Below are 22,762 nucleotides of genomic sequence, written 5' to 3'. Positions count from 1 at the left end.
CGTCTACCCTTATCCGATTTTTCAAAACGGTTATAAAATATACTGGCTTAAATCTTTGTTCTGTGAAATCGCACCGAGCTTTTCGTCCACATACTGCGGGGTGATGGACACTTTTTCCAAATGGATGTCCGGTGCTTCGAAAGACAGATCTTCAAGCAGTTTTTCCATGATGGTATGAAGTCTTCTCGCCCCGATATTATCGGTATTTTGGTTCACTTCAAAAGCAATTTCAGCAATTCTGGTAATAGCTTCGTCAGAAAATTCTATTTGTATACCTTCTGTTTCCAATAATGCAATATATTGTTTTACCAGGGCATTATCCGGCTCGACAAGAATTTTGACAAAATCGCTGACGGTCAGTTTCTCAAGCTCCACTCTGATCGGGAAACGCCCTTGCAGTTCGGGGATCAGATCGGACGGTTTTGCCATATGAAAAGCGCCGGCAGCAATAAACAAAATATAATCCGTTTTAATGGAGCCGTATTTTGTGACAACCGTCGATCCTTCGACAATCGGCAGAATATCCCGCTGGACGCCTTCCCTCGATACGTCCGCTTGGGACCCGTTCCCGTTTTTGGAGGCAATTTTGTCAATTTCGTCAATGAAGATAATGCCGGTTTGTTCTGCCCGGAAAATGGCTTCCTGGGTCACTTCGTCCATGTCGATCAGTTTCTGTGCCTCATCCTGTGCAAGCACTTTTCTTGCTTCCCTGACCGGCAATTTCCGCCGTTTTGTTTTTTTCGGTAGCAGATTGCCAAGCGCGTCCTGCACACTCATGCCCATTTGTTCCATGCCGGAACCCTGGAACAAATCAAACATGGACGAAGCCTGCTCTTCCACTTCCACGGTAACCGGTTCATCTTCCAGTTCACCGTTTAAGAGCTTTTCCCGTATACGCTGTTTCTGTTCCCTTTTGGAGTATTCTTCCTCCTCTTCATCCGGTGCCGTGTCCTGCTGCCCGCCGCCGCCAAAAATCATTTCAAACGGGTTTTTGAAATTCCCTTGCTTCTTCCGCGACGGGACAAGCAAATCGACGAGGCGTTCATTTGCATTTTTCTCCGCCTGATCGCGCACGCCGTTCATTTTTTCCTCTTTTACAAGCCGGACAGCCGTCTCGACAAGGTCGCGTACCATCGACTCCACATCCCGGCCGACATATCCGACTTCCGTAAACTTCGTGGCTTCTACTTTGACGAACGGGGCACCGACAAGCCGTGCCATTCTTCTTGCGATTTCCGTCTTTCCGACACCGGTCGGCCCGATCATCAAAATGTTTTTCGGAATAATTTCTTCCCGCATTTTTTCAGACAGTAGGCTTCTTCTGTAACGGTTCCTGAGCGCCACGGCAACAGCCCGCTTTGCTTCTTTCTGGCCGACAATATACTGGTCCAGGCGCTCAACAATCTGCCTTGGTGTCAAACTGTTTGTTTTTCTAAACGTGTTGGCCAATCCGCTCACTCCTTTATGGAAATATACCGGTACGGGAACCTTTCCGCTTATAGTTCTTCCACGATAATGTTTGAATTTGTAAATACACAAATTTCAGATGCGATTTCAAGGGAAGCCCGCGCAATTTCTTTTGCGGTGAAGTTCTCTGCCGCATGCCGTTTCAGTGCACGGCCGGCAGCGAGCGCGTAATTGCCGCCCGAGCCGATAGCGAGGATGCCGTCATCCGGTTCAATGACTTCCCCCGTTCCCGAGACAAGCAGCAAATTGTTTTCATCCATGACAATCAGCATCGCTTCGAGCTTTCGGAGCACTTTATCGCTTCTCCACATTTTGGCCAGTTCCACTGCTGCCCGCGTCAGGTTGCCGTTATATTCCTGCAGTTTTCCTTCAAACATTTCGGAAAGCGTAAAAGCATCCGCAACCGAGCCGGCAAAACCGGCCAGCACTTTTCCGTTAAACAGCCGGCGGACTTTTTTGGCCGTATTTTTCATCACGACAGAGTTTCCGAGCGTCACCTGCCCATCCCCAGCCATTGCACTTTTTCCGTTATGGCGGATGGCGAATATTGTGGTTGCGTGAAAATCACCCATATCAGCACCTCCTATGTAATCAAAGCGAACCGCCTTGCATTGCTATGCTCTCGGGTGGTAAGCCATATAAGTTTGCCGCAAATGCTCCTTGGTTACATGTGTGTAGACTTGCGTGGAAGACAAGCTTTCATGCCCAAGAAGGTCCTGTACTGTGCGCAAATCAGCCCCATGGTTCAGCAAATGGGTTGCAAATGTATGCCGCAACATGTGGGGATGAATTTTTCCGGTCAGTGCCGCTTTTTTGATCATTTCATTTAAAATATAGCGGACACCTTTATCGGTCAATGCGCCGCCGCGTGCATTTACAAATAAATAGGGATGGTCTTCTTTACCGCGCATCAACGTTTTCCGTGCATGCGCCATATAATCCGAAACGGCTTCCCCTGCAAAATGGCCGAACAGCACGATCCGTTCTTTTTTTCCTTTCCCTTTTACATGGATCGTCTCGAATTCAAAATCAATATCCTGCAACCGAATATTGACGCATTCGCTCACGCGGATGCCGGTCGCATACAGGATTTCGAGCAAAGCACGGTTGCGCCGGGACAGTGCATCATCGCCTTCACATGCCGCAAACAGTTGCTCCATTTCTTCCTCATAAAAAAATTTGGGCAGGCGCTTATGTTGTTTCGGCTGTGATAAAAGTGCAAAGGGATTTTCTTTGACGATTCTCTCCCGCATCAGGAATTTGAAAAAACTGCGAATGCTGGATATTTTCCGTGCTACCGTGGCGCGGCTGTATCCGTGTTCATGCAACATTGTCAAATACAGTCTCCCTGCCGGATACCCCACCTCGTCCAGCGAGGCAATCCCCTGTGCGGTTAAAAACGCAAAAAAATCCTCCAGGTCCAGGCGATAAAATTTGATTGTGTATGCGGAATAGTTTTTCTCCACTTGCATGTATTCCATAAAAGAAAGCAAATAGCCGGACAGTTCGCCGTTCATCTGTTTAACACCTCACATGTGCGGGGAAACGGGCCTGCTTTACGCCACTCTTCACGTTGATAGACAACAATAGGCTTTCCGGGGTTATTGCCATTTTTTTCAGCCGGTAAAACGGCCCGGACAAACCCGCCAGCCGGGCTTTTTGCGCCGGTCCGGGTATCCGTAAGCCCCGGCTTGCGCCAACCGAAACCCCGTCTCCCGCCGGCTCATATGCTTCGAAGCCAAGGGACGGCATTCGGAAATCCGGTTAAATCATAACACATTTCCGGATCGGATTGCAACGAATGTTACATATTTTTCATAAATTTTCGAATTGTCCTTTTGACTGGCGCTTCCTGCCGTGAAAAGCCGGGAATGCCGTTTATTGAAAAGCTTTTGGCCGCTGCCCGCCAACGATTCGGGAATTCTGTCGTTTTTTGTCGCAACTGTCCTTTAAGCATTTTACAACAGCTGCTCCAAGAAGTAAAAGAATAAGATGCATTTTCTCGTAAAAATGTAAATATTCATTTTGATCAACCGGAACTTTGCCGCCCGCTCCACGCAAGGCCGCCAAAGTTCCGGCAAGGTCGATCATTACTTCACCGACTGCTCTTTATAGTCACAGTGCACACATTGGATCTGCGTCCCTTTTTTCAGCTTTTTCTCAACGAGCATGTCGCCGCACTTCGGGCACTTCCTGCCAACCGGCTTATCCCAAGAGACAAAATCACATTCCGGATAACGGTCGCACCCGTAAAAAATGCGGTTTTTCTTTGTTTTCCGCTCAATGATTTCACCTTTACCACATTTCGGGCAAGTGACGCCGATTTTTTTGACGATTGGCTTCGTATTGCGGCAATCAGGAAAATTGCTGCAAGCCATAAACTTGCCATAACGCCCCATTTTATACACCATCGGACTTCCGCACAGCTCGCACATTTCCCCGGTTTCTTCATCTTTGATCTCGATTTTTTCCATTTCGGTTTCCGCTTTTTTCAGGCGGGCTTCAAAATTTTGATAAAACGCATCAATGATTTGGACCCATGGCACTTTTCCTTCTTCAATTTCGTCCAGGTCTTTTTCCATATCAGCGGTGAATTCGACATCTATGATTTCCGGGAAAAATTCCCGAATCAATTCGAGCACGATTTCGCCGAGCTCTGTCGGGACAAACCGCTTATTCTCAAGCGCCACATAGCCGCGCTTTTGGATTGTATCCAATGTCGGCGCATAGGTGGACGGCCGCCCAATTCCAAGTTCTTCCAGCGTTTTGACAAGCCGGGCTTCGGTATAGCGTGGCGGCGGCTGGGTGAAATGCTGTTTCGGTTCGATCGACTCAGATTGGACAACATCCCCTTCTTCGAGATGCGGCAAATAACGTTCGCCTTCTTCCTGCTGGTCGTCGGAACCTTCCACATACACTTTCATAAAACCCGGAAACTGGATTTTTGACCCGGACGCCCGGAACAAAACCGTGCCGTTTGCCAGCGTGGCACTCATCGTATCCAGTATTGCAGGGGCCATCTGGCTGGCCATAAAGCGTTCCCAAATCAATTTGTACAGCTTATACTGGTCTCTGCTTAGAAAGGACTTGACCGAACCCGGATCCCGGAAAATGCTTGTTGGCCGGATCCCTTCGTGTGCATCCTGGGCATTTGCCTGTTTTTTCTCTTTTCTTTCTTCCTGGCGCAAATAGTTTTCCCCGAATTTTTCCCGAATATATTGATTGGCTTCTGTTTTTGCGACTTCCGAAATCCGGGTCGAGTCTGTTCTCATATACGTGATCAGCCCGACAGTCCCTTCTTTTCCAAGGTCGATGCCTTCATACAGCTGCTGGGCCACCATCATTGTTTTCTTTGCCCTGAAGTTCAGCTTCCGGGCGGCTTCCTGTTGCAAGGAAGAAGTCGTAAACGGCGGCGCCGGATTCCGTTTCTTCTCTTTGTGCGTGACGGAAGAAACCTGGAACTTGTCGCTTTTCAGCATGCCGGTAATTTTTTTCACATCCGCTTCTGACTTCAGCTGTATTTTTTTTCCGTCCACACCGTAAAAAGATGCCTGGAACGTGTCTTTCCCTTTTTTAAAGGACCCGGCAATCGTCCAGTACTCTTCCGGCACAAACGATTTAATTTCATTTTCCCGGTCGATGATAAGGCGGACGGCAACGGACTGTACCCTGCCCGCACTCAAACCTTTTTTCACTTTCTTCCATAAAAGCGGGCTAATGTTATAACCGACGAGACGATCCAAAATCCGTCTTGCCTGCTGGGCATCGACAAGGTCCATATTGATCGGGCGCGGATGTTTAAATGATTCTTTAATCGCGTCCTTTGTAATTTCATTAAACACGACGCGGCAGTCCGAATGCACATCCAGATTCAAGCTGTTGGCGAGATGCCAGGCAATTGCTTCCCCTTCGCGGTCAGGGTCGGCGGCAAGATAGACTTTTTTTGCTTTTTTGGCCGCGTTTTTCAAATCTTTTAAGACCGGCCCCTTGCCCCTGATTGTAATGTACTTCGGCTTAAAATGGTCGTCCACATCCACCCCCATTTGGCTTTTCGGCAAGTCGCGCACATGCCCCATGGAAGCTTTCACTCTATATTTTTTTCCCAAATATTTTTCAATCGTTTTCGCTTTTGCAGGTGATTCTACAATCACTAAGTAGTCTGACATTCAAAAATCCTCCCTGGAGAGCTTATACCCTCTCTTTGCAGCAACTTTGCTTTCATTTTTCAAACAAAATCATTTGTAATTATGGGCATGGATGCCCGCATTTGTCAATTGTAACAGCACGAATGATGAAAAATCAACATCGCAAGCGGTTTCATTTTGAAAATTTTATCTTTTCTTTCTCTATTTTATAACCATTTTATCCAAAAATCATGCGTTTTTTCACAAAATCGGAAAATCACTGCCCATTTATGAATTTTCTCTAACTATTTTTTACCTTGTCGGAAGCAGTTCTTCCAAAATGTCTCCGCTGCATGTTACCAATTTTGCGCCCTGCTGGATAAGATGGTTTGTTCCTTTCGACAGGCTGTCCAGCACGTTTCCCGGCACGCTGAAAACTTCCCGGCCTTCCTGGAGGGCGTAATCTGCCGTGATCAGGGAGCCGCTCCGTTTTTCCGCCTGAAGCACGAGCACACCTTCAGAAATGCCGCTGATGATCCGGTTGCGTTCCGGAAAACGCCATTTTTCCGGGCGCGTAAACGGCGGATATTCCGACAGCAGTAAATGGCCCTGTTTTATTTTTTCCGCCATTTGTATATTTTCCCGCGGATAAATATGAAAAAACCCACTTCCGAGCACCGCAATCGTCTTCCCCCCGTATTTCATGGCGGCACGGTGGGCAATCGAATCCGCCCCTCTCGCCAGCCCGCTGACAATGGCAAACTGTTTTTCGATCAGGGGTGGCAGCAAATGATCGGCGACTTTTTCTGCATAGGAACCGGCCTTTCTTGACCCGACAACGGCCAGCGCACGGTTTTTCAGCAATGATACATTTCCGATTGAATAGAGTACGGCAGGAGGCTGGTACGTTTCTTTCAGAAGCGGCGGATATTCCGGTTCAAAACGGGCTGTCATTCGGATCTGTTTTTTCTGGTAGAGGGTTAAATAGGGTTTGATGTCAAGATGGAGAAGATCTTCATAAAAGCGTTCAAATGTTTCCTTTTGCATATGAAGCATGGCGCGCAGTGTTTCAGGGGGAATCCGGCAGATTTTTTCAAGCAGCGGATCAAATTCGAGGATTTTCATTTTTTGCACGCGGGAAATTCCCCTGCAATGATCCAAATGAATGTATTTGATTTTTAATGGTTCCATTGTTTGCCTCGCTTTCAAACCGTATTTCATTGAAAAAGAAAAACATTTAGGACCCGGCTGCACGCTTAAAAATGGCAGCCGGATCCAGGCAGTTTTACCGGACTGTCCCGGAAAATGCGGGTTCCGGGACGGCCGGTGCCGCCGCTTAAAGGTTTTTACATTTCTCGTAAAGGCCTCTTTCCTTCAGTACACGAACGAGCGTTTCCCCAATGACAGCCGGCGTTTCGGCTACTTGGATGCCGCATTCGTTCATCGTGCGGATCTTTTCCGCTGCGGTTCCTTTGCCGCCTGAAATGATGGCGCCGGCGTGGCCCATCCGTTTTCCAGGAGGCGCGGTGACACCGCCGATAAATCCGACAACCGGTTTCTTCATGTTTGCCTGCACCCATTTGGCGGCTTCTTCTTCCGCCGTCCCGCCGATTTCACCGATCATAATGACCGCTTCCGTTTCCGGATCATTGTTAAATTCTTTTAATACATCAATAAAATTGGTGCCGTTCACAGGGTCGCCGCCGATGCCGATCGCCCCTGTCTGACCGATGCCGGCGCGCGTCAGCTGATGGACGGCTTCATAAGTCAGCGTACCGGAACGGGAAACAACGCCGACATGGCCTTTTTTATGAATATAACCCGGCATAATGCCGATTTTGCATTCGTCTGGCGTGATGATGCCCGGGCAGTTCGGCCCGATCAGGCGCGTTTTCTTTCCTTCCATATAACGTTTCACTTTGACCATATCCAATACCGGGATATGCTCCGTAATACAGATGACAAGATCGAGTTCTGCATCGACCGCTTCCATAATCGCATCTGCCGCAAACGGAGCCGGCACATAGATAACTGAAACGGTTGCGCCCGTTTTTTCAACGGCTTCTTTCACCGTATTAAAGACCGGCACGCCTTCTACTTCAGTCCCGCCTTTGCCAGGGCTTGTGCCGCCGACAATTTTCGTCCCGTATTCCAAGCATTGTTTTGTATGGAAAAGCGCCGTTTTCCCGGTAATCCCCTGGACAATGACTTTCGTGTCTTTATTTACATAAATGCTCACTTTTTTCCCCTGCCTTCTTCATTCAAGAATATTTGTTCGCATTTGGTCTGAATGAACAGCTGCTGTCAGCTGACCAGTTCGACAATTTTTTGCGCGCCGTCTGCCATCGATTCAGCGGCAACAATTTTCAGCCCGGATTCGTTTAAAATTTTCTTCCCAAGTTCCACATTGGTCCCTTCAAGACGGACAACGAGCGGGATGTCGAGTCCGACTTGTTTTGTGGCTGCAACGACGCCGGAAGCAATGACATCGCACTTCATAATGCCGCCGAAAATGTTGACAAAAATGCCTTTGACTTTTTCATCCGATAAAATGATTTTAAACGCTTCCGTTACTTTTTCTTCCGTTGCGCCACCCCCGACATCAAGGAAGTTGGCCGGATCGCCGCCGTAATATTTAATAATGTCCATTGTCGCCATCGCAAGGCCGGCGCCGTTTACCATGCAGCCGATATTGCCGTCAAGGGCGACATAGCTCAAATCGTATTTCGACGCTTCAATTTCTTTCGGATCTTCTTCTTCGAGATCGCGGTACGCCAGAACATCCTGCTGGCGGAACAAGCCGTTCGAATCAAAATTCAATTTGGCATCGAGCGCCATTACTTTTCCGTCGCCGGTTACAACAAGCGGATTGATTTCCGCGATCGAGCAGTCTTTTTCCACAAATACTTGATAAAGGCCTGTCATAAATTTAACGGCCTGATTTACAAGTTTAGCAGGAATATTGATGTTGAACGCAATGCGGCGCGCCTGGAATGGCAAGAGCCCGACTGCCGGGTCAATGGTTTCTTTAAAAATCTTTTCCGGTGTTTTCGCCGCCACTTCTTCAATTTCCGTGCCGCCTTCTTCAGAAGCCATCAGCACAACCCGGCTTGTGGCACGGTCCAAAACAAGGCCGACATAGTATTCTTTTTGAATGTCGCACCCTTCTTCGATCAAGAGGCGCTTCACTTCTTTTCCTTCAGGGCCTGTCTGATGCGTCACAAGCGTTTTGCCAAGCAGTTCCTGTGCGTATGTACGAACCTCATCCAAATTTTTTGCCACTTTGACGCCGCCTGCTTTTCCGCGGCCGCCGGCATGAATTTGCGCTTTTACCACACATACTTGTGTACCGAGCGATTTCGCTGCTTCCACCGCTTCATCCACGGTGAAGGCCACTTTCCCGTTCGGCACAGCGACCCCGTATTTTCTCAGGATCTCTTTGCCCTGATACTCGTGAATATTCATGTTCCATCCTCCTATCAAACTGTTCAAAAAATTAACTGCGCTTTCATTTTAATAAACATCGGAAAAGATGTCTACCATAATGAACTAAAATGGCTATTATTATTCAAAAATATTTTTTTCGGTATAAAATGGACGTGATTTTACTGGTCGTTGGCCTATTGTCACCGCAGCCTTTATGCAAATGGGTGCCCAGGCTTAATGGTCAGCTTTCGTTCATTTTTTATCCTTGTTTTTTAGCGACTGGTCGAGGCGGTAAATCATGGCAAACACCTCGGCCACAGCTGCATACAGTTCTTCCGGGATCGCTTCGTTGATGTCAAGCCGGCCGAGCAGTGCGGCAAGATCCGGGTCCTGCTGGATCGGAACATTCGCTTTTTTTGCTTCTTCAATAATCCGCCTGGCCACATCCCCTTTACCTTTTGCCTTCACGACAGGGGCGGAATGCGCATCCGGGCTGTACTGGAGCGCGACCGCTTCTTTTATGTCCTTTTGTGGATCCTTCATATCCTAAGATCAACCCCTTTCCCGGAAACCTCCGGCCGGCTGAGCGTGGCACGCACAGCATCCGGCTGGAATTCCCCGAACCGAACGTCAGACAATGTGTAACCGGTTTTGGAAAGGCCTTCCTTTAAAGCCGGCAAAAAAGGCTTCACGGCTTCCTGAAGACCCTTTTTCAAACTGGAAATGCGGATGGAAACGATCCGGTTTTGCACATTCATCTCGACCAATGTTTCTTTCATAAACTGAAGATTCAAGTAAAAAATGATTTTACAATAATTACTGTCTATTTTTCCGCCATTTTTCCGCCTGCCTGACCATTGTACAACGGCATTCGTTTGAAAGTGCGCGAATGAAAGCGGAATTTCCATCCAAATGTGCTGCACTACCCCGCCGGAAAGCGCGAGCAGCTGCTGGCCGTTCAGTTTCTGTACGATTTCGTCTGCTGCATCCCGGGCAGCTTTTGTTCCCCCGCCTTTTTGCAGCAAATCAACAAGCAGCGCTTTTAAAGGCAGCCCGTCCTTGTCCGCGGCTTTGTCCTCATGCAAAAGCCCCGCCTCATAAAAAAGTCCCATTTTTTGAATCTTCTCTTTGATTTGCCGGCGTAACGCCTCTCCTGTCACCTGCTCGCTGCCTGTCCCAAGCTCCCCGATAAGTGCAAGCAATTGCCTCGTTTCCGGCGTCTGTTCCCCCTGCTTGAGCGCCTGCTGCAACCGGTTTAAAAGCTGATCCGCCGGTATGTTTTGACCTGCGGCAAGGAGCGAAGTGAACACGCCCTCTGACACAGGAAAGCCTTCTTGGAGCATAAAGGCAGCCGTTTCCAGCCCGTTTGCCAGATCCGGTACATGCTTCAGCCATGCGCCGATCGCAGCAATGTCATTTTTCATAAACGGAATTTCCTGTTCAGCCAAGTACGAAACAAGGGACTGGAACGTTTTTCCTGGCGGCAGTTGCATTTGCGGGAGCAAAGCTTTCCCGGCCATGCCGTTTGCATCGGCTTCCGAAAGCATTTTCAACTGCACTTCACCGTCGGCCAAAACCGTTTGAAACCAGTAGTTTTTTCCGGCTTCAAGCGGCACTTCGAGTTTCGCGGCAAATGTACGCCCGCCTGCCTGGACAAGTGCGGTGTCATTTGGAAACAGTTTTTGGATGGCACCGGAAAAAATCTGCCCCGTTTGAAATGCAAACGTGCGGATATTTGAGCCGGCATCAATAGAAAATGGCTGTTTGCCTAAAAAAATTTGCATGCTATTCCCCCGCCCTGTTTCTTTCTTCTTGCTTATTTATCGGCGGATTGCCGGTCTGTCTTTAATCGGCGCAAACGATTTTCGATGGATCGGGCACGGGCCAAGCTTCATGAGCGCTTCCAGATGTTTTTTCGTCCCGTACCCCTTATGTATGGCGAAACCGTAACCGGGATATTTTTCATCCATTTCCTGCATATACCGGTCTCTCGTTACTTTTGCAACCACAGATGCCGCGGCAATTGAAATGCTTTTCGCATCCCCTTTTACAATCGAAGTTTGCGGGTACGAAGCGGGAATTTCCATCGCATCGATCAGCAAATGGTCAGGAGCAGCAGGCAAATGGCCCAAAGCCGCAAGCATCGCCTTTTTGGCCGCCTCGTAAATATTCATCCTGTCAATTTCTTCTGCGCTGGCAAAGCCGACGCCGACAAGGGTTTCTTCCTGGATCCGCGCAAAAAAGGCCTCCCGCTGTTTTTCGGAAAGCTGTTTGGAATCGTTCAGGCCGGGCAGGTAAAAATCTTCTGGAAGAATGACGGCAGCGGCTACAACTGGCCCGGCAAGCGGCCCCCTGCCTGCCTCGTCAATTCCGGCGATCAGGCGGCAGCCGTGGCTGCGCAGGGCGTCTTCAAACCGTCCCATCTCCCGGAATTTTTCAAGCTGTTCACGCTCTTTTTGTAATTTTCTCATCCATTTTTCCAGCGCTTTTTGTGCGCCTTTCCGTTCGTCCCGGCCTAGCGCCTGGATAAACGGATCGGACGGGTTTGTGATTTCCTGAAGACGCGCTTCAATTTCACTGATTTTCAATGTTTCCCCTCCCCGAAAAATAAGCACTCCCTTACGGAGAGCGCTTATTACAAATCAAATGTCAGAGGCCCCAGTTTCATGCCGCGGATATCACGGATAATCACTTCAGCCGTTTTGTCGTAATCGATTTCCCCTCCCGCCCGCAAGCAGCCGCGCAGGCGACCGATATGGTCAAAAAGGGGGACAATATCCGGGATATCCTCAAGCTTGTACCGGGCTTTTAATGTGCCGGGATAATGTTTTTCAAGAAAACGCAGGCCAAATACGGAAACGTCCTGCAGGTTGAGGATCGTGTCTTTAATCGCACCGGTTAAAGCGAGCTTATAACCGGTTTCTTTGTCTTCGAATTTCGGCCAAAGGATCCCAGGCGTATCGAGGAGCTCCATCGTTTTCCCGACTTTTATCCATGCCTGCGCTTTTGTCACGCCCGGCGTATTGCCGGTTTTGGCGATATTTTTCCCGGCAAGCCGGTTAATGAGCGTCGATTTACCGACGTTCGGAATTCCGACAATCATGGCCCGGATCGCACGCGGCCGGATGCCTTTTGCCCGCATCCTCTCCCATTTTGGCTCCAAAATCTGTTCAGCCAGTTTCACCATTTTGTCGAGCCCTTTTCCGCTTTGCGCGTCAATGGCAAGGACATGCGTATTGCCGCCGGACAATTTTTCAAGCCAGCGGGCTGTAGCGGCCGGATCTGCCATATCGGCCTTGTTCAGCAATTTGATCCGCGGCTTTTGCTGAATCAGTTCATCCAGCATCGGATTGGCGGAGGAAACCGGGATCCTTGCATCAAGCAATTCAAAAACGATATCGACCAGTTTTAATTTTTCGGTCACTTCTCTCCTTGCCTTCGCCATATGGCCCGGAAACCATTGTATTGCCATCATGCGTCAACTCCATAACGGTTACTTTTTTCCGTAAAATGCGCAACGAACGGGCGCTTATTTATTGATCATATGGGCATCTTTCACCGGCCAGTATACAAAGTTTGTCTCCCCGACCACCTTGCTGAGCGGAATCGTCCCGATCTGGCGGCTGTCTTTGCTGTACCGGCGGTTATCGCCCATCACAAAAATCTGCCCTTTTGGCACCGTGTCGCGCCCAATATAGTCTTTTAAGGTAAAATCTTCCGTAAGCGGTCCGTCGGCTACGGCTTTTTTATATTTATCGAGATAAGGCTCTTTATACGCTTTCCCGTTAATATACAGGATGTCATTTTTATACTCGATCCGGTCGCCCGGCAGCCCGATGACCCTTTTGATATAATCTTTGCCTTCCGGGGCGTGGAAAACGATGATGTCGAACCGTTTCGGGCTCCCGATTTTATTCACAATCATCCGGTCGCCGTTTTTCAAAGTCGGCATCATGGAAGAGCCGTCGACCACGATCGGGGCGAAGAAAAAGTAGCGCAAAATGCCGGCCAGTGCCACAGCAATCAGCAGCGCTTTCACCCATTCGAACAGTTCATTTTTTGGTTTTTTCTGTTTTGCCATTTATTTACACCGCCTCATTCCATGTATCCATAAGCGTATATTCCCTGATATTTTGCATTATAACAGGATTGGTTGCCGATTGAAAACCTCAGAGACACCCGGGTTATTTATGTATAAGTATGAAGAAAAGGGGCCATGATAGCCCCTTTTCGAACAGCCGTTGCAGCAAATTAGCGAATTTCTTTAATACGGGCAGCTTTACCGCGCAGATTACGCAGGTAGTAAAGTTTCGCACGGCGAACTTTACCGCGACGCACGACTTCAAGCTTCGCAATTTTTGGTGTATGGAGCGGGAATGTACGTTCAACGCCGACACCGTAAGAAACTTTCCGGACTGTAAACGTTTCGCTGATCCCGCCGCCGCGGCGTTTAATGACCACACCTTCAAAAACCTGGATACGTTCGCGTGAACCTTCGATAACTTTTACATGGACGCGGACCGTATCCCCCGGGCGGAAAGCAGGCAGATCAGTGCGAAGTTGATCTTTTGTAATTTCGTCAATAATATTGTGCATCGTATTCAACTCCTTCCAACAAATGCTCTTGCAAATCTTCCATCGTATTTGCAGCGGAACATCGTTTTACGGCGGTCTGCCTTGTTTTCAAGCAAACCACAAAAGCAATCTTAGCATAAACGCATGCTGATTGCAACAGCTATCCGCGTTTTTCTTCCCATTCTTTCAGCCACGCTTTTTGCTTTTCGGAGAGCGGATATCCGCGTAAAAGATCCGGCCTTCTCGTATAGGTGCGGTACAGCGACTCTTTTTCGCGCCATTCTTCAATCAGCCGGTGATTTCCGGATAATAACACGTCCGGCACCTTCATTCCGCGAAAATCCGCCGGCCGCGTATAATGCGGATGTTCCAGCAGTCCGGTCGAAAAAGAATCAGTAACAGGCGAGGTTTCATTGCCCAAAACACCGGGAAGCAGGCGGACGATGCTGTCGATCATGACCATTGCGCCCAGCTCGCCGCCCGTTAACACATAGTCTCCGATTGAGATTTCATCGGTTACAAGCGTCCGGATCCGTTCATCATACCCTTCGTAATGGCCGCAAATAAAGATCAGATGTTCTTCTTCCGCAAACGCTTCCGCTTTTTGTTGCGTATACGTTTCCCCCTGGGGGCAGAGCAAAATGATGCGCGGCTTTTTTTCGCTCCCCTCAAGCCGGTCTTCGATAGCATCGAACACCGGCTGGGGCTTTAACACCATGCCCGCCCCGCCGCCGTACGGGTAGTCATCGACGGTTTTATGCTTGTTGTCGCTGTATTCACGGAAATTGACCAGATGATAATGGACGATCCCTTTTTCTTCTGCTTTTTTTAAAATGGAGGATCCGAGAACGCCTTCAAACATTTCCGGGAACAGCGTCAATATATCTATTTTCATGGCAAAAGCCCTTCCATCGGTTCAATCACAATTCTTTTTTCTTTTTTGTCGACTTTTTTGACGACGTCTTCAATATACGGGATCAGCGCTTCTTTCTGCTGCGCTGTTTTCACCACCCAGACGTCATTTGCCCCGGGCGTTAAAATCTCTTTTACCGTCCCGACTTTCTCGCCTGCGGTTGTCACGACTTCACAGCCGATGATTTCATGAAAATAAAACTCATTTTCGCCAAGCTCATCCAACTGTTCTTCGGAAACTTTCAACATGCCGCCTTTCCATTTCTCGGCTTCCTCAATCGAATCGAAGCCCTCAAACTTCAGCAAATCAAACTGCTTATGCACCCGGTGCGATTCAATCGTAACAGCAAGCGGCTCATCGCGGCCGGGAAGGAACAAGTAAAGCGTATTGCCCGGTTTATAGCGCTCCGCTTTGAAATCCGTTTGGGAAATTACCCGCACTTCTCCGCGGATGCCGTGTGTATTAACGATTTTGCCGACATTAAACCATTGTGTCATATGCTCACCTCTCGCGAATTTCATGGATGATGCCATCTTTTATAATAATCGATTTCTCTTTTGTCACCGCATTCCAATCGTCGCCTTCCCGGACGTCAACAATGGCGTGAATTTCTTTTTCTTTTAATTCTGTCCCGATCGGAAGCAAAAGCAGTTGTTCAATTTGGAACTCCACCAGTTTGATTTTCTCCTGCCGGCTTTCAATTTCTTTTTCAAAATGCATTTTTAAATGGGTTCCCGAAAACTTTTTTTGCTTTTCCAGTTTTTTTGTTTCAAACCGGAGCTGCTCACACTCTTTTTGAAGTTGTTGTTTCTTTTGCCGGTATGTATCCAAAAGCATTCCTTTGCTCTTTTCGGTCAGGATTTGCTTGACCGTCACTTTTTGAAGGATTTTCAAAATGCCCTGCCCTCCTTTTCGCGCCATTCAATAAAAAACCCAAAAAATGCAGCCGGAAAAAGCGGATGTCGGTTAAGATGAGGGGGAAAGCCCGAAAGATGTATAAAAAAGGGAGGTGTGCCCCTCCCTTTCACTGGTGTTCTATCCATCGTTGTCCATTATTCGGCAATTTCAAGACGGATTTTTTTATGTCCGTGCACGCCGGCCGCCGCATAAACGACCGTACGGATGGCCTTTGCGGTACGCCCCTTTTTACCAATGACCATGCCGGCATCATCCGGATGGACAATCAGGCGGTAGAGCGTTCCGGATTCTTGTTCATCCCGTTCTACCCGCACTTCATTCGGATGGCTGACAATCGGCCTGACGATCGAAAGGATTAAATCATCCATCTGTTGGTCCATGATTATTTGCCGTGTTTTTCGTTATGGTATTTTTCCATAATACCTTGTTTTGAAAACAAGTTACGTACCGTATCAGACGGTTGGGCGCCGTTTTTCAGCCATTGGAGCGCGGCTTCCTCGTTGATTTTTACTTCTGCAGGATCTGCAACAGGATTGTAAGTTCCTACTGTTTCAATAAAACGTCCATCACGCGGTGAACGGGAATCTGCCACAACAATGCGGTAAAACGGGGATTTTTTTGCACCCATGCGTTTCAAGCGGATTTTTACTGCCATTTTAATCATACACCTCCAAAAAAGTTTCTCACAAGACTGTATCATATCAGAAAATCATGATGGTGTAAAGTCTTTTCTCTTAACACCCTCGTTTTTTACATAAAAGGGAATTTAAAGCCTTTTTTCCGGCCTTTTTGATTCATGCCCTGCAGTTGTTTCATCATTTTCTTCATTTCTTCAAACTGTTTCAAAAGCCGGTTGACTTCCTGTACCGGGCGGCCGGAACCTTTCGCAATCCGTTTTTTTCGGCTTGCATTGATGATGTCCGGGCGGATTTTTTCCTGCTTTGTCATCGACTGGATAATCGCTTCAACATGCGCAATTTGTTTCTCATCAATTTGCAGATTATCCATCCCTTTCATCCGGTTGGCCCCCGGGATCATTTTCAAAATGTCGCCGAGCGGCCCCATTTTCCGGACCTGGCCGAGCTGTTCAAGGAAATCATCGAGCGTAAATGACTGGTCCCGCATTTTCTTTTCGAGCGCGCGCGCTTTTTCTTCGTCGACAGTTTCCTGCGCTTTTTCAATCAGCGACAGAATATCGCCCATGCCGAGAATACGGGAGGCCATCCTTTCCGGGTGGAACGGTTCGAGCGCATCCATTTTCTCGCCCATCCCGGCAAATTTAATCGGCTTTTCGGTTACGGCCCGGATCGATAAAGCCGCCCCGCCGCGCGTATCGCCGTCAAGCTTCGTCAGGATGACGCCGGTGATGCCGAGCTGGTCATTAAAACTTTGCGCGACATTTACGGCATCCTGGCCTGTCATCGCATCGACGACAAGAAAAATTTCATCCGGATGCGCAAGTTCCTTGATTTCCTTCAGTTCATTCATCAGCTCGCTGTCAATATGGAGGCGGCCGGCCGTATCGATGATGACGGTATCGTGATGTTCTTCTTTTGCTTTTTCAATCGCTTGCCTGGCAATTTCCACCGGGCTGATTTTATCGCCAAGCGAAAACACCGGCATGCCGAGTTGTTTGCCGAGCGTTTCCAGCTGCTTGATTGCAGCGGGGCGGTAAATATCGGCCGCAACGAGCAGCGGGGTCCGGTTGTATTTTTTTCGCAACAGGTTGGCCAGTTTCCCGGATGTCGTCGTTTTCCCGGCACCCTGCAGGCCAACCATCATGATGACGGTTGGCGGGCGCTTTGCAACGGCAATCTTGCTCTGCGATCCGCCCATAAGGTTGGTCAGCTCTTCCTGGACAATTTTGATGACCTGCTGCCCGGGCGTCAGGCTTTTCAGCACATCCTGGCCAACCGCACGTTCACTCACTTTTTTTACAAAATCTTTTACCACTTTGAAGTTGACGTCAGCTTCCAGAAGGGCAAGACGGACTTCCCGCATCATTTCTTTGACGTCGCTTTCCGTGACCTTGCCTTTTCCGCGGATTTTCTGCATCGTGCCCTGCAGGCGTTCTGCGAGTCCTTCAAATGCCATTTTTCCGCCCCCTATTCCAATTTTTCGAGCGCATCGACAAGCCGCAACAGTTCCGGATTGGCATCATGCGCCAAAAGATTGCGCATCGACCGGAAAATGCGTGTGCGCGCTTGAAATTTTTCCAATAAACCAAGCTTTTTTTCATAGTCTTCAAGCGTTTGTTCGGTGCGTTTGATATTATCGTAAACCGCTTGACGACTCACACCGTATTGTTCGGCGATTTCGCCAAGCGACAAGTCGTCGAGATAATAGAGGGACATATAGCTGCGCTGCTTCGGAGTCAACAACGATTGGTAAAAATCGTACAAATCATTCATTCGCGTTGTTTTCTCCAGCATGGCTTCTTCCCCCTGTTAAGTGAAAATGCTTTACATAAACACAGAATACAAAGATTCCTGTTTTTTGTCAATGAAAACAAGTTCGTTTCCCCACAACCGATTTGAAGCGCTCCCGGCGGGCTTTAATACCGCGGCCTTCTGATTCGCAGTACGGCCCACATACGGTCAGGCTTGTTCTTCCGGCACTTCATCGATCAGATCGGAAAACAACCCGTACACATATTTTTCCGCATCAAACGGCTGAAGGTCATCCATTTTCTCGCCGAGGCCGACGAATTTGACGGGAATATGGAGTTCGTTCCGGATCGCGAGCACAATCCCGCCTTTTGCCGTGCCATCCAATTTTGTCAGCACAATCCCGGTTACGTCTGTTGCTTCTTTAAACGTCTTAGCCTGCACCATCGCATTTTGCCCGGTGGTGGCATCCAAAACGAGCAGCACTTCATGCGGGGCGCCCGGGATTTCCCGTTCGATGACACGCTTTACTTTTTCCAGTTCCTTCATCAAATTGACCTTGTTTTGCAGGCGGCCCGCCGTATCACAAAGCAGCACATCTGCATTTCTTGCTTTCGCTGCCTGGACGGCGTCAAACATGACAGCGGCTGGATCGGATCCTTCCGAATGTTTGATCACTTCCACGCCGACCCTCTCTCCCCAGACTTCAAGCTGTTCAATCGCGCCGGCGCGGAATGTATCGCCGGCTGCCATGATCACTTTTTTCCCCTGCTGCTTCAGCATATGGGCGAGCTTACCGATCGTAGTCGTTTTGCCGACGCCATTTACGCCGACAAACAAAATAACGGTCAAGGCGCCGTCCTGGATGTTAAGCCGGTTCGGGGCATCTTCGCCGGCCGAATAAATGTCAACCAGTTTTTCGGAAATCACGGACTGGACTTCAGAAGGGTCTTTAATGTTTTTCCGTTTCACTTCCATTTTTAATTCATCGATTAGTTCCATCACGGTCTGGAAGCCGACATCCGCCTGAATTAAAATTTCTTCCAGTTCTTCGAAAAAGTCTTCATCGATTTTCCGGTAACGCGCGACAAGATTGTTGACTTTGTTCGAGAAATTATCGCGCGTTTTTGCAAGCCCGGTTTTAAATTTATCGGTTACCGTATCGGCTTGCCGGGTGAATTTGTCTTTTAATGTTTTAAAAAAGCTCATTTGTCCACTTCCTTTGGCTTTCCTGAATTTGCGTATCAGCTTGTGCGGCATAAAAGCCGCACGAGCAGTCGTAAAAATCGCCGGCCTGATTTTTATCCCTGCCGGCCCGCTTGTGGCACGGGCGCTTCTTTTTAAACACGGCGCTGATTCGCCTGTTTAAGACGTTTGAAAAGCGAGGTCGGTTGATTCTTCCAGTTTGACCGACACAAGCTTCGATACGCCGGATTCCTGCATCGTAACCCCGTAGAGGACGTCCGCTTCCTCCATCGTTCCTTTCCGGTGGGTGATGACAATAAACTGGGTTTCCGCACTGAATTGTTTCAAATATTTGCTAAACCGGTATACATTGGCTTCATCCAGCGCAGCTTCCACTTCATCGAGAATGCAAAACGGCACCGGGCGCACACGCAAAATCGCAAACAAAAGCGCGATCGCGGTCAGCGCTCTTTCGCCGCCTGAAAGCAGCCCGAGATTTTGCAGTTTTTTCCCCGGCGGCTGCGCGAAAATTTCCACGCCTGTCGTAAGCAAATCTTTCGGATCCGTCAGCCGCAAATCCGCTCTCCCACCGCCAAAAAGCTCGCGGAAAACGGGTTCGAATTCGTTCCGGATGGCGTTAAACGTCTCATCGAACCGGCGGACCATTTCGCCGTCCATTTCCGTAATCACCTGGTCAAGGGTGTCTTTTGCTTCAAGCAGGTCGGTCTCCTGTTCTTTTAAAAACTGGTAACGTTCCGATACGCGCTCATATTCTTCGATCGCGCCGAGATTGACGGCGCCAAGCTCATCAATCGACAGTTTGATCAGCTTCACTTTTTTGCGTGCTTCCTCCAGGGAAACATTGAGCGGGCGGGCTTCTTTCGCGGCTTCAAAGGTGAGCGTGTATTCTTCGCGGAGCCTTTGAAGCCGGTTCTCAAGTTCCACATCCAGCCGGTTTGCTTTGACTTCTTCATCCTGAATGGCCTGCTGGAGCCCTTTTTGCTGCCGTTTCCATTCCTTCAGGCCGCGTTCCAGGTCTTCCATCTCTGCTGTCAGCCGGGCCCGTTCTTCCCTGCGCACGGCGATAAAGGCGAGCGTATCGTTTTTGTCACGCGCTTTTTGTTCGGCCGCTTCTGCCAGTTCGCTTTCCGACATGTGATGCTTCTTCGATTCGTCCGTAAGAAAGTGGTACTGCTCATCGTAACGCGCTTTACGTGACGCCCACTCCTTTATTTCACGGTCGAGCCGCGCAAGCTCTTCGCGGTCGCGCGCCGCCTGTTCCATCTTTACGGCAAGCGTCGATTTTAAATCGCTCAGTTCGCCCTGGAGCCTGCTTTTTGCCGTCGAATCATCGTTTTTCTTTACGGTCAGGGCTTCAATTTCCGCTTCCAGTTGCTGCGCTTTTTCGCCGGTACGCGCCAGCATATCTTCCAGTTCGCCGATCCGTTTACGGGCTTCATCCTGCTGCTTTTCCGCCTCTTGTTTTTCCATATCGTAGACGAGCAGGTGCTCATCCAGATTTTTTTCCTCAACCGCAAGCCGTTCCAGTTCCGCTTTCGCCTGCTGTTCTCCAAGTCTCAGCGCTTCGCCGTTTTTCCTCGCTTCATCCAGCTCCTGTTGCATGCGGGAAGCTTCGGCTTTCAATGCTTTGACTTCCGTTTCAAGCGCCATCGTTGTTTTTTCCATGCCGGCAAGCTTTTCTTTTAATGCTTCCAGTTCGCTTTTTCTCGAAAGGAGTGACACACTGTTTTGTTTCGAAGCCCCGCCTGTCATCGAGCCGCCCGGATTAACAACATCCCCGTCAAGCGTCACGATGCGGTAGCGGTAGCCGAGCATTTTGGCGATTTTGTTTGCACTTTTTAAATCACGGACTACAAGGACATGGCCGAGCAGATTGGACACAATGGACTGGTAGCGGCTTTCAAAGCGGACAAGCTCCGCGCACACGCCGACGTACGCCTCTTCATTGCGGAGCGGTTTGAGGCTTGCTTCCGGAATGGCCCGCGGCTTAATAATATCGAGCGGCAAAAAAGTCGCCCGCCCGGCCTTTCGTTCTTTTAAAAATGCAATGGCGTGCCGCGCATGCCGTTCCGTTTCTGTCACAATATGCTGCATCGAAGCACCCAGTGCTGTTTCAACCGCTTTTTCGTAAGGCGCGGGCACCCGGACCAGTTCAGCCACAGCACCTTCAATGCCTTCCAGCTGTTTGCCGCGGGCTTTCAAAATTGCACGCACGCCTTGGTAAAAGCCGGTATAATCTTCTTCCATCTCTTCAAGCGTTTCTTTCCGTGATTTCGCTTTTTGCAAATATTGGTATGCCTGATACAGATTGGACTCCTGTTTTTGATACCGACTGTTTACGGATTCCAGCTGCCTTTGCTTTTCCATATAGGCACCGGCTGCCGCTTCCAGCTCCTGTTTGATTTTTGCAAGGCGGCCGGTCGCCATTTTTTTCTTTTCCCGCACTTTTTCCCGTTCTTCGACATATTTCCGGTTTTCGGCTTCAAGCCGGCTGAGGCGGTTTAACGACGTTTGCAGCTGCTGCATAAGCAGGCGCTTTTCATTTTTTCCGCTTGCCTGCTCATTCAGCAGTTCAATATAGTCGCTTTTTAAAGACTCAATTTTTCCCTCCAGATTCGTGCTGAGGCGGAAAAGGCCCGCTTCCTTCTCTTTCACGCTTTCTTTCAGGGACGATAAGGCTTGTTCATTTTCCGCCGCCGTTTGCAAAAGCTTTTCCTTTTGGGCTTCCAGTTCTTTTAAAGCGTTCTCCGCTTCATTTATATTTTTCTCAAGCTGGGCTTTGTTCTCGCTGGCGTTCTTTTTGCGTTCCTTCAGCACTTCTTTTTGCCCTTCGAGTTTTTCCAGCTCTTCTGTCGCTTGAAGCAGCACATTCTGCAAGTCTTGAATCGATTCATCGAGCGCGTCCAGCTGATTGCGCTTTTCTTCCAGCTGTGCTTCCTGTTTGCGGATTTCGGAAGAGAGCCCCGCTTCTTTATCCCGGTGTGCTTCAAGCTGCGATTTAAGCGATTCCCACTCGCCATGCAATGATTCTATTTCATACGCCAAAACGGCAATTTCATAATTTTTCAATGCTTCCTTTTGTTCCAGATAATCTTTTGCGACCGATGCCTGCATTTTCAACGGCTCAAGCTGGCTTTCCAGTTCATACAGAATGTCGCTAACACGGTTTAAGTTATCCTGCGTTTCGGCAAGCTTCACTTCCGCCTTTTTCTTGCGCGTCTTATATTTTAAAACGCCGGCTGCCTCTTCAAAAATGCTGCGGCGTTCTTCCGCTTTGCTGTTTAAAATTTCTTCCACTTTCCCCTGGCTGATAATGGAAAAAGCTTCTTTGCCAAGGCCGGAATCCATAAACAATTCCACAATATCCTTCAACCGGCATTGCTGTTTATTGATATAAAACTCGCTTTCCCCTGAACGGTACACCCGCCTTGTCACGCTCACTTCCTGGTAATCAATTGGAAGGGCGCGGCCTTCGTTTTCAAGCGTTAACGTCACTTCTGCAAAATTCAGTGGTTTTCTTGTATCGCTGCCGGCAAATATAACATCTTCCATCTTTCCACCGCGCAGGCTTTTCGCTGATTGTTCACCGAGCACCCAGCGGACGGCGTCGATCACATTGCTTTTGCCGCTGCCGTTCGGGCCGACAACCGCTGTCACGCCCGGAACAAATTCAAAGGAAATCCGGTCCGCAAATGACTTAAATCCGATCACATCGAGACGTTTCAGAAACAATCCGTTCCCCCTCC

General features: G+C 48.9%; 23 protein-coding genes. All 23 read right to left on the bottom strand.

Annotated elements, in window-relative coordinates; all coding sequences use genetic code 11:
* Positions 1 to 30: 30 nt before the first annotated feature.
* The 23 genes from hslU to smc all read right to left on the bottom strand — a co-directional run bounded on the left by hslU (position 31) and on the right by smc (position 22,748).
* Complete coding sequence (gene hslU / locus NFR98_RS00285) at positions 31 to 1,449, bottom strand: ATP-dependent protease ATPase subunit HslU (RefSeq protein WP_014095459.1); 1,419 nt, start codon at positions 1,447 to 1,449, stop codon at positions 31 to 33.
* 47 nt (positions 1,450 to 1,496) lie between these two features.
* Complete coding sequence (gene hslV, locus NFR98_RS00280) at positions 1,497 to 2,039, bottom strand: ATP-dependent protease subunit HslV (RefSeq protein ID WP_014095460.1); 543 nt, start codon at positions 2,037 to 2,039, stop codon at positions 1,497 to 1,499.
* A gap of 42 nt (positions 2,040 to 2,081) precedes the next feature.
* Positions 2,082 to 2,984: a tyrosine recombinase XerC gene (xerC, locus tag NFR98_RS00275; RefSeq protein WP_014095461.1), complete on the bottom strand. Its 903-nt coding sequence runs from the start codon at positions 2,982 to 2,984 to the stop codon at positions 2,082 to 2,084.
* 361 nt (positions 2,985 to 3,345) lie between these two features.
* Positions 3,346 to 3,558 carry a hypothetical protein gene (locus tag NFR98_RS00270; protein ID WP_014095463.1) on the bottom strand — a complete coding sequence of 71 codons (213 nt, stop codon included), beginning with the start codon at positions 3,556 to 3,558 and terminating at the stop codon, positions 3,346 to 3,348.
* Complete coding sequence (gene topA / locus NFR98_RS00265; RefSeq protein WP_017551515.1) at positions 3,558 to 5,633, bottom strand: type I DNA topoisomerase; 2,076 nt, start codon at positions 5,631 to 5,633, stop codon at positions 3,558 to 3,560. Before topA ends, NFR98_RS00270 begins: the two co-directional genes overlap by 1 nt.
* Positions 5,634 to 5,903: 270 nt before the next feature.
* Positions 5,904 to 6,716, bottom strand: a complete 813-nt coding sequence (gene dprA / locus NFR98_RS00260; protein WP_235221803.1) for a DNA-processing protein DprA — start codon at positions 6,714 to 6,716, stop codon at positions 5,904 to 5,906.
* A 211-nt stretch (positions 6,717 to 6,927) separates the two neighbouring features.
* Positions 6,928 to 7,830, bottom strand: a complete 903-nt coding sequence (sucD, locus tag NFR98_RS00255; protein WP_014095467.1) for a succinate--CoA ligase subunit alpha — start codon at positions 7,828 to 7,830, stop codon at positions 6,928 to 6,930.
* 65 nt (positions 7,831 to 7,895) lie between these two features.
* On the bottom strand, positions 7,896 to 9,056 hold the full coding sequence (gene sucC, locus NFR98_RS00250) for an ADP-forming succinate--CoA ligase subunit beta (protein ID WP_014095468.1): 1,161 nt from the start codon (positions 9,054 to 9,056) through the stop codon (positions 7,896 to 7,898).
* Positions 9,057 to 9,269: 213 nt separating this feature from the next.
* Positions 9,270 to 9,560 (bottom strand): EscU/YscU/HrcU family type III secretion system export apparatus switch protein, encoded by a 291-nt coding sequence (locus tag NFR98_RS00245; RefSeq protein ID WP_014095469.1) that lies wholly within the window; start codon positions 9,558 to 9,560, stop codon positions 9,270 to 9,272.
* Positions 9,557 to 10,801: a TP0910 N-terminal domain-containing protein gene (locus tag NFR98_RS00240; protein ID WP_061086433.1), complete on the bottom strand. Its 1,245-nt coding sequence runs from the start codon at positions 10,799 to 10,801 to the stop codon at positions 9,557 to 9,559. The genes NFR98_RS00245 and NFR98_RS00240 overlap by 4 nt, the downstream gene beginning before the upstream one ends.
* Positions 10,802 to 10,837: 36 nt before the next feature.
* Positions 10,838 to 11,605 carry a ribonuclease HII gene (rnhB, locus tag NFR98_RS00235; RefSeq protein WP_014095471.1) on the bottom strand — a complete coding sequence of 256 codons (768 nt, stop codon included), beginning with the start codon at positions 11,603 to 11,605 and terminating at the stop codon, positions 10,838 to 10,840.
* Between the two features lie 47 nt (positions 11,606 to 11,652).
* Positions 11,653 to 12,492, bottom strand: a complete 840-nt coding sequence (gene ylqF / locus NFR98_RS00230; protein ID WP_014095472.1) for a ribosome biogenesis GTPase YlqF — start codon at positions 12,490 to 12,492, stop codon at positions 11,653 to 11,655.
* A 54-nt stretch (positions 12,493 to 12,546) separates the two neighbouring features.
* Entirely contained in the window at positions 12,547 to 13,098 is a 552-nt protein-coding gene (lepB, locus tag NFR98_RS00225) for a signal peptidase I (RefSeq protein ID WP_014095473.1), read from the bottom strand.
* Positions 13,099 to 13,268: 170 nt separating this feature from the next.
* Positions 13,269 to 13,613, bottom strand: coding sequence for a 50S ribosomal protein L19 (gene rplS, locus NFR98_RS00220; protein WP_014095474.1), 345 nt, complete (start codon positions 13,611 to 13,613; stop codon positions 13,269 to 13,271).
* Positions 13,614 to 13,752: 139 nt separating this feature from the next.
* Positions 13,753 to 14,487 (bottom strand): tRNA (guanosine(37)-N1)-methyltransferase TrmD, encoded by a 735-nt coding sequence (gene trmD, locus NFR98_RS00215; RefSeq protein ID WP_014095475.1) that lies wholly within the window; start codon positions 14,485 to 14,487, stop codon positions 13,753 to 13,755.
* Positions 14,484 to 15,002 carry a ribosome maturation factor RimM gene (gene rimM / locus NFR98_RS00210; RefSeq protein WP_014095476.1) on the bottom strand — a complete coding sequence of 173 codons (519 nt, stop codon included), beginning with the start codon at positions 15,000 to 15,002 and terminating at the stop codon, positions 14,484 to 14,486. Before rimM ends, trmD begins: the two co-directional genes overlap by 4 nt.
* Before the next feature lie 4 nt (positions 15,003 to 15,006).
* Complete coding sequence (locus tag NFR98_RS00205; protein WP_035188454.1) at positions 15,007 to 15,399, bottom strand: YlqD family protein; 393 nt, start codon at positions 15,397 to 15,399, stop codon at positions 15,007 to 15,009.
* A 158-nt stretch (positions 15,400 to 15,557) separates the two neighbouring features.
* Entirely contained in the window at positions 15,558 to 15,806 is a 249-nt protein-coding gene (locus tag NFR98_RS00200; protein ID WP_026104620.1) for a KH domain-containing protein, read from the bottom strand.
* A complete protein-coding gene (gene rpsP, locus NFR98_RS00195; protein WP_014095479.1) occupies positions 15,806 to 16,078 on the bottom strand; it encodes a 30S ribosomal protein S16 in 273 nt (90 codons plus the stop codon). Before rpsP ends, NFR98_RS00200 begins: the two co-directional genes overlap by 1 nt.
* A 95-nt stretch (positions 16,079 to 16,173) precedes the next feature.
* Complete coding sequence (gene ffh / locus NFR98_RS00190; protein ID WP_014095480.1) at positions 16,174 to 17,517, bottom strand: signal recognition particle protein; 1,344 nt, start codon at positions 17,515 to 17,517, stop codon at positions 16,174 to 16,176.
* An 11-nt stretch (positions 17,518 to 17,528) separates the two neighbouring features.
* Entirely contained in the window at positions 17,529 to 17,855 is a 327-nt protein-coding gene (locus NFR98_RS00185; RefSeq protein ID WP_014095481.1) for a putative DNA-binding protein, read from the bottom strand.
* A gap of 165 nt (positions 17,856 to 18,020) precedes the next feature.
* Entirely contained in the window at positions 18,021 to 19,019 is a 999-nt protein-coding gene (ftsY, locus tag NFR98_RS00180; protein WP_017551511.1) for a signal recognition particle-docking protein FtsY, read from the bottom strand.
* A 156-nt stretch (positions 19,020 to 19,175) separates the two neighbouring features.
* A complete protein-coding gene (gene smc / locus NFR98_RS00175) occupies positions 19,176 to 22,748 on the bottom strand; it encodes a chromosome segregation protein SMC (protein WP_017551509.1) in 3,573 nt (1,190 codons plus the stop codon).
* Positions 22,749 to 22,762: the final 14 nt, after the last annotated feature.

The sequence above is a fragment of the Weizmannia agrestimuris genome, assembly GCF_943193165.1.
Classification (GTDB): domain Bacteria; phylum Bacillota; class Bacilli; order Bacillales; family Bacillaceae_C; genus Weizmannia; species Weizmannia faecalis.
Note: the sequence above shows the minus strand (reverse complement) of the source record. Positions and strands in the feature narration are given on the sequence as shown.

What these genes read in the sequence shown, in the direction of transcription:
- hslV (WP_014095460.1), bottom strand. Translation starts at nt 2,039, where the DNA reads ATGGGTGATTTTCACGCAACCACAATATTCGCCATCCGCCATAACGGA.
- trmD (WP_014095475.1), bottom strand. Translation starts at nt 14,487, where the DNA reads ATGAAAATAGATATATTGACGCTGTTCCCGGAAATGTTTGAAGGCGTT.
- dprA (WP_235221803.1), bottom strand. Translation starts at nt 6,716, where the DNA reads ATGAAAATCCTCGAATTTGATCCGCTGCTTGAAAAAATCTGCCGGATT.
- lepB (WP_014095473.1), bottom strand. Translation starts at nt 13,098, where the DNA reads ATGGCAAAACAGAAAAAACCAAAAAATGAACTGTTCGAATGGGTGAAA.
- NFR98_RS00245 (WP_014095469.1), bottom strand. Translation starts at nt 9,560, where the DNA reads ATGAAGGATCCACAAAAGGACATAAAAGAAGCGGTCGCGCTCCAGTAC.
- NFR98_RS00185 (WP_014095481.1), bottom strand. Translation starts at nt 17,855, where the DNA reads ATGCTGGAGAAAACAACGCGAATGAATGATTTGTACGATTTTTACCAA.
- ffh (WP_014095480.1), bottom strand. Translation starts at nt 17,517, where the DNA reads ATGGCATTTGAAGGACTCGCAGAACGCCTGCAGGGCACGATGCAGAAA.
- ftsY (WP_017551511.1), bottom strand. Translation starts at nt 19,019, where the DNA reads ATGAGCTTTTTTAAAACATTAAAAGACAAATTCACCCGGCAAGCCGAT.
- rimM (WP_014095476.1), bottom strand. Translation starts at nt 15,002, where the DNA reads ATGACACAATGGTTTAATGTCGGCAAAATCGTTAATACACACGGCATC.
- topA (WP_017551515.1), bottom strand. Translation starts at nt 5,633, where the DNA reads ATGTCAGACTACTTAGTGATTGTAGAATCACCTGCAAAAGCGAAAACG.
- xerC (WP_014095461.1), bottom strand. Translation starts at nt 2,984, where the DNA reads ATGAACGGCGAACTGTCCGGCTATTTGCTTTCTTTTATGGAATACATG.
- NFR98_RS00270 (WP_014095463.1), bottom strand. Translation starts at nt 3,558, where the DNA reads ATGATCGACCTTGCCGGAACTTTGGCGGCCTTGCGTGGAGCGGGCGGC.
- rpsP (WP_014095479.1), bottom strand. Translation starts at nt 16,078, where the DNA reads ATGGCAGTAAAAATCCGCTTGAAACGCATGGGTGCAAAAAAATCCCCG.
- sucC (WP_014095468.1), bottom strand. Translation starts at nt 9,056, where the DNA reads ATGAATATTCACGAGTATCAGGGCAAAGAGATCCTGAGAAAATACGGG.
- rplS (WP_014095474.1), bottom strand. Translation starts at nt 13,613, where the DNA reads ATGCACAATATTATTGACGAAATTACAAAAGATCAACTTCGCACTGAT.
- NFR98_RS00240 (WP_061086433.1), bottom strand. Translation starts at nt 10,801, where the DNA reads ATGCAAATTTTTTTAGGCAAACAGCCATTTTCTATTGATGCCGGCTCA.
- ylqF (WP_014095472.1), bottom strand. Translation starts at nt 12,492, where the DNA reads ATGATGGCAATACAATGGTTTCCGGGCCATATGGCGAAGGCAAGGAGA.